At 66.2% G+C, this 6600-nt stretch carries 4 protein-coding genes and 1 pseudogene; 2 read left to right on the forward strand and 3 right to left on the reverse strand.

Annotated elements, in window-relative coordinates; translation table 11 throughout:
- Positions 1 to 353 precede the first annotated feature (353 nt).
- Positions 354 to 1433, forward strand: a pseudogene (locus ACFU5K_RS30875) (epoxide hydrolase family protein); the annotation flags it as partial.
- 117 nt (positions 1434 to 1550) lie between these two features.
- Here ACFU5K_RS30875 and ACFU5K_RS30880 read toward each other — a convergent pair.
- On the reverse strand, positions 1551 to 2534 hold the full coding sequence (locus ACFU5K_RS30880) for a D-cysteine desulfhydrase family protein (protein WP_384067749.1): 984 nt from the start codon (positions 2532 to 2534) through the stop codon (positions 1551 to 1553).
- 466 nt (positions 2535 to 3000) lie between these two features.
- On the opposite strand from ACFU5K_RS30880, the gene ACFU5K_RS30885 reads away from it, so the two are divergent.
- On the forward strand, positions 3001 to 3723 hold the full coding sequence (locus tag ACFU5K_RS30885) for a TetR/AcrR family transcriptional regulator (protein ID WP_384067752.1): 723 nt from the start codon (positions 3001 to 3003) through the stop codon (positions 3721 to 3723).
- A gap of 105 nt (positions 3724 to 3828) precedes the next feature.
- On the opposite strand, the gene secY is transcribed toward ACFU5K_RS30885, so the two are convergent.
- Together secY and ACFU5K_RS30895 are read right to left on the reverse strand one after the other, a co-directional pair.
- Complete coding sequence (secY, locus tag ACFU5K_RS30890) at positions 3829 to 5139, reverse strand: preprotein translocase subunit SecY (RefSeq protein WP_384067754.1); 1311 nt, start codon at positions 5137 to 5139, stop codon at positions 3829 to 3831.
- Positions 5140 to 5789: 650 nt separating this feature from the next.
- Positions 5790 to 6185 (reverse strand): TIGR02611 family protein, encoded by a 396-nt coding sequence (locus tag ACFU5K_RS30895; protein WP_384067757.1) that lies wholly within the window; start codon positions 6183 to 6185, stop codon positions 5790 to 5792.
- Positions 6186 to 6600 lie beyond the last annotated feature (415 nt).

A 6600-nucleotide genomic window follows, 5' to 3' on the forward strand; every position in this document is an offset into this window, starting at 1 on the left:
TCGCCCTCGTCATGCTCACCCTCGCCGGAGACAAACCCACCCTCCCCGGCCGTCAAGTTGCTACAGAGTGACCCACACATACGGCAGGAGAGCCCGAAAACGCCGGTCAGCGGCACAGCACCGGCCGCCGCCGGTTCCTCGGCCTGGCCGCGGGTGCCGTCGCAGTCACCCAACTCGGCCTGCCCGGCCAGGCACAGGCGGCAGAGGGCACCTCGGCATCGTCCGGCGCGACGTCGTTCGACCCCGCGAAGCCGATCGCCGGTGTCAGGCCCGTCCGGATCAAGATCCCGCAACAGGACATCAACGAACTCCGGCGTCGGGTTAAGGCGACACGGTAGCCCGACGAGGAGACGGTCGGCGACAGGTCCCAGGGCGCTCAGTTGGCGAAGCTCCGCCCGCTCGTCGAGTACTGGGGCAGCGGCTACAACTGGCGCAAGGTCGAGGCGAAGCTCAACGCGCTGCCGCAGTTCATCGCTGAACTCGACGGCCTGGACATCCAGTTCGCTCACATCCGCTCGCCGCACGCGGACGCGATGCCGTTGCTGATGACGCACGGCTGGCCGGGCTCGATCATCGAGTTGCTGAAGGTCATCGGGCCCCTCACCAATCCGACCGCCCACGGCGGCCGGGCCGAGGATGCCTTCCACCTCGTCCTCCCGACGCTGCCCGGATACGGCTTCTCGGGCAAGCCGACCGCTGCGGGATGGAATCCCGCCAGGGTCGCCAAGGCTTTCCACGAGCTCATGCACCGTCTGGGCTACCAGCAGTACGTCTCGCAGGGTGGTGACTGGGGTGCCATCATCTCGGAACTCCTGGCGACCCAGCGCCCGGACGGACTCCTCGGCATCCACATCAACATGCCCGGCACCGTGCCGCCGGACGTACTGCGCCACCTGCGCAACTTCGACCGCGCTCCCGCAAGTCTGTCCGCCCGCGAGAAGGAGGCCTACGCCCGGCTGCTGCATTTCTACCGGGACGGCTTCGGCTACGCGGCGATGATGAACCAGAGCCCGCAGACAATCGGTTACGCGCTGGCCGACTCACCGGTCGCGATGGCTGCGTACTACTACGACAAGTTCGCCGAATGGACCGACTCCGACGGCAAGCCGGAGACGGTACTCACCTACGACGAGATGCTGGACGCCATCTCGCTCTACTGGTTCACCCGGACCGGGACCTCTTCCTCCCGGCTGTACTGGGAAGGCGCCCAGGCCGGCGGCGGTCCGTTCGACGCCTTCGACATTCCATCCCTCCCCGTCGCGGTCACCGTGTTCCCATGTGAGATCTACCGCGCGCCGCGGAGCTGGGGCGAGCGCGCATTCGGCAACCTCGTCCACTGGAACGAGGTCGACAAGGGCGGCCACTTCGCAGCATGGGAGCAGCCGCAGTTGCTGACGCAGGAGATTCGCCAGGCCTTCAGGTCACTGCGCTGACCGCTGGTCCGTCCGGGGTGGCTCACCGGTACCCCGGACGGTCTGGCTGACGGTACGTCAGGCGACCTGTGCTGGTCGGCTCTTGGCAAGTGGAGTACAAGCTACTGGGCTGCCGCCCTACTCCGGTGCCAGCGCCGCCTCCAGCTTCGCGACCGTCACCGCATGACCGAAGAGGCCTGCCATCCCACCCGAATGCAGGAAGACCGTGCGCTGTCCCGGCTGGACGACGCCTTCCTCGACGGCTGCGATGAGGCCGGCCAGCGCTCGTCCGGTGTAGACCGGGTCCAGCACAATGCCCTCGGTGCGGGCCGTCACCGTGAGGGCGGCGTGGGCGGCCTGTGTCAGCGATCCGTACCCCTCGCCCACCTGATCGAGGCGCAGCCGCAAGGACTCTGCCGGACAGTCCCTGCCCATGAGGCCGCTTGCCAGTTCGGCGACCGTGCGGCCGGGGTCCGGGACAGCGCCGCAGTGGACTCCCATCACGCGCGTCTCGCCCAGCGAGGCGATGAGGCCGGCCATCGTACCGCCGGACCCTACGGCCACGACGACGGTCGACAGATCAGGTGCCTGCGCGAGGATTTCGCGCCCGCACTCCTCATATCCACGTGCGCCGGCAACGCTTGACCCGCCGAACGGGATCAGGGCGGGCACGGCGCCCTGCCGTCGCAGCCGTGCGACCACATCCTTGGCCGCGGCGGACAACTCACGGTCATCGACGTCTCCGGCCCAGACGACGGTGGCACCGAAGAGACCGTCGAGTGCCAGGTTCCCGGACGACGAGGACCCGGGTGTTCCAGCGAGCACGAGAACCACTTCGAGCCCCAGTCGAGCCCCGGCGGCTGCGGTCAAGCGAGCGTGGTTGCTCTGCGGTGCACCTGTGGTGACCAGGACCGTTGCACCCTCGGCAAGCGCCGCACCGCAGGTCCACTCAAGTTTTCGGACCTTGTTCCCGCCACCACCGATGCCCACGAGGTCATCTCGCTTGATCCAGAGGTCACCGGCGCCGAGGCCGAGGGCGCGACCCAGTCGCGGCATGGGCTCCAGGGGGGTCGGCCAGGTCCCGAGGACCACACGCCCGGTGTGGCGGCTTTCCGAGGTCATCGCGGCCTTTCATATCAACGCTTCTGCGGACGACACCGGATCATCTTGCCAGCCCGCCGCTCACGCGGCGATCATCGGGTGGTAAGTCCCGGCCGGTGGCAGTACACAATCCACGAAGCGCGGGACCCTTGTCCGGCGGGGGCGGGCCCCGGTGGCTCTCAGTAGTCAGGGCGCGGCCACAGACCGAGACCGTTTCCGGCCCATACGCGAAGAAGTGCTTTCTGCTGGACGCATCCGCAGGCGACCGGCAGAGCGTCTCTGCCGCTCCTGGTCCTCGCCGCTGGACTCCGAATTCCCCGCCACGGTGGAGAGCGTCCGCGTCAAGACGCCCGGCCGGCAGCGGGGGCTCACGCATGACCGCGACTTCGGCCGGCGACGGCGTCGGGTGGACAGCCCCTGCTCCATGCCTGCTGAGCCACAGCATTGAGTGAACGTCCGTTCACTCAATGCTGATATCATTGATCTCATGGTGACAGCCGCAGGACAGCAGTCGCGCGAGGGAGCTCGAAACAGAATCATACGAGCAGCGGCCGCGCTCCTCTCGAGGGAGGGCCCGGAAGCTGTCTCCACCCGGGCCGTCGCTGCTGCGGCCGGAATCCAGCCGCCGACCATCTTCAGGCTGTTCGGCGACAAGGACGGCCTGATGGAAACGGTGGCCGCATTCGGCCTGAGCAAATATCTTCCCGCCAAGGACCTGCTCGAGGCCACGGACGACCCACTCGCCGATCTCGCCAGGGCATGGGATCTGCATGTCGAGTTCGGTCTCTGCCAGCCGGTCTTCTACGCTCTGGCATTCGGCCAGACGCGCCCCGGGCACGTGACCGCCGCCGGCCGCGAAGCTGTCGCGGGGCTTCAGCAGATCATGAAGCGCGCAGCCGATGCCGGGCTTCTGAGGATGAGTGTGGAACGCGCCACCGCGCTGATGCATGCCAACGGCACCGGGGTCGTCTTCGTGTTGCTGGGCACGCCCCCCGACCAGCGGGACCCTGGGCTCTCCGCAGCCGCCCGCGACAACGTCCTGGCCGCAATCACAGGCGGCGTTCGTCGCGTGGAACACCCCCCCAGCGGCATCGGCCACCGCGCGACCGCCCTGCGGGAGGCTCTGCAGGGGTGCGACGCATCGACGCTCAGCGACGGCGAGCGGATCCTCCTGACCGAGTGGCTCAACCGACTGGCGGATGCGGACTGACTCCACGCAGAACGAAACGACCCGTGAAGGACTCCGAACGGCCGACCGGACATCCCGTACCGGCCGACCGTCGGTGGCGACCTGTATCGGCCCCGCAAGCATCCTTCAGCGCAGGAAGCCTTCGTAGCTCTGCTGTTCGATCTGACTGTTGATCTGCTTGACCGTCTCCAGGCCCACACTCACGATGATCAGGATGCTCGTGCCCGTGAGCTGATTGGCACCACCACCGTAGCTCGCGAACGCCACGGTCGGAACGAGCGCGATCAGCCCCAGGTACAGCGACCCGGGCCACGTCAGCCGGTTGAGTACGTAGCGCAGGTAGCCGGCGGTCGGCCGACCGGCGCGGATCCCGGGGATGAAGCCGCCGGCCTGCTTGATGTTGTCAGCCACCTCGTCCGGGTTGAAGGTGATCGCCACGTAGAAGAACGCGAAGAACACCACCAGCAGGAAGTATGCCGCCACGTAGTACGGATGGTCTCCCTTGACCAGATTCCGGGTGACCCAGACCGCCCATGGAGCGGTCGGGTCCGCGAACTGGGCGATCAGTGCCGGTACGTAGAGGATGGACGAGGCGAAGATGACCGGCACCACACCCGCCTGGTTGATCTTGAGTGGAATATAGGTCGCCGTTCCCCCGTACGACTTACGCCCGATGACCCGCTTCGCGTACTGGACCGGGACGCGTCGCTGCGCCTGCTCGACGAACACGACCAGCGCCACCATCACGCACCCGATGAGTACGACACTGCCGAAGCTGAGCCATCCGTCGGCGATCTTGCCCTCTTGCTTGACCGCCCACAACGCGCCGGGGAGCGTGGACGCGATCGAGATGAAGATGAGCATCGACATGCCGTTGCCGATTCCGCGGTCCGTGATCAGCTCACCCATCCACATGACGCAGGCCGTTCCCGCGGTGACGGTCAGGACCATCACCACGGTGGTCAGGATCGAGTCGTTGGGGACGATACCGGAGGCGACCGAACAGTTCGGGAAGAGTGAACCGCTACGTGCCGTCGCGACCAGGCCCGTGCCCTGCAGTACCGCCAGTGCCACGGTCAGGTATCGCGTGTACTGAGTGATCTTCGCCTGCCCCGACGCACCCTCTTTCTTCAGTGCGTCGAGCCTCGGGATGACCACCGTGAGCAACTGGAGGATGATGCTTGCCGTGATGTAGGGCAGGATGCCGAGCGCGAACACGGTGATCTGGAGCAGAGCGCCACCACTGAACAGATTGACCAGGCCCAGCAGGCCCCCACTGTCCGACGCGGAATCGACACACGTCTGGACATTCTCATAACTCACGCCAGGGATCGGTACGTGCGATCCCAACCGGTAGATGATGATGATACCGAGCGTGAACAACAACTTTTTTCGCAGATCAGGGCTCTTGAACACCCGAGCGAACGAGCTTAGCAATGGTTCCTCCTTCGCCCCCGCGCCGGTGCGTCAGAGGTCACTTCTAAGTGCGGACCGCAGTACCGGAGCCCGCGCACGGAGCCCGGTACTCACTGCCCTCCCGGTTCTCCTGACCACTGCGCCCGTGAGGCCGCGTGCCGAAGAGGACCGTCGTTCTGTTCTTGTGAGCGCGACGCGGGGCGTCGCGAGTAGGGGAGAGAACCTGCCGTCAATCAGGAGGATCCGTGCGCCGGACTCTCGCACTGCTCCTGCGGTCGGCCCTCTCGTCCACGAGCGTTCCGCCTCGACAGTGCTGAAAGTTCAGCCGCGAGTACGTATCCGCCCGCCCGCCGCCGTCAAGGGTGACCTCGGCCGGAGGCACTCGGCTCTGGCGACAGTCCGGCCCTCTTTGCGCACCAGCAAGCCATCGAGCACCTCGTGCACCCACCTTCCTGGCACCTGCAGGACAGCTGCGACAGACAGGCACCATATTCGAGTGACCGGCCAGGATCAGCAACCCGACAAGCCGCAACAGACCCTCACCGGCCCCGAGCAGACACTCACCGTGGCCGCGCGGGCAACCACCGCGTCGACGAGAAGTCCGGACGAAGCCGTCTGCCTGCGGGGCGTCCGACAGGACATGCGCCGAGGCCGCTCCGGCATCCGTGCCGCTAGAGCATGAAAACACCGAACCTCCACACATATGCGCCCACCGCTCCGGCCACGAGCACGATCCCGATCGCTGCGATGATCGTGTTGCGGCGTCGCACCCTGGGATCGAGTGCGCGTCGAGTTGCCTCGGTGACCTTCCGCCTGGTCCAGCGCAGCACGAACTGCGCCCAGACGAACTCCGTCGCCCAGATGGCCATACCACCGAAGATCACCAGCCAGCCGGGCCCCGGCAACGGCAGAAGCACGACTCCGGTACCGACGACTGCCAGGCCTACGACGAAAACTCCGGCCCTCCAGAGGAGATGAAGGACCGGGGTGCGTCTGACCACGTGGGGGGCCCGGGAACCCGACGGAACATCTCGTTTCCCTGAAGCCGTCACCGAGGTCCGACTCATGCCACCGCCACCTCAGCCTCTGAATTCATCGAAGGGGCCCGCATCGCCTGTCCGATCATGCACGATCCAGTGCCGCTTCGCGCCGAACCGGCAAGGCCGGGTGACCGCCATCCACCAGGTCACCCTACCGATGGCGCGAACCCATGAAAACAAAATTCGGATACCGGCGATATGACACTGATCACCCATCCATTCCGACCGCAGCCCTCTCGCCCGTGACGTCAATCACGTTGACCCTGGGAATGAATGATCATGTCCTCGCAAGCTCCGATCACTGATAACGCCATGCAATTTCCAGCGCTTCGGAATCCTGTTATAGTGGGTCTTCGAATTTAGTGGGGGTGTGCTTCCCGTCGGCTCCGCCGGGTGGTTGCACAACGTGATCGGAGCCGCTGGTTGGCGCGGTTACGGAAGC

Origin of the sequence: Streptomyces sp. NPDC057428 (assembly GCF_042803195.1) — a bacterium.
In the GTDB taxonomy this organism is placed as follows: Bacteria; Actinomycetota; Actinomycetes; order Streptomycetales; family Streptomycetaceae; genus Streptomyces.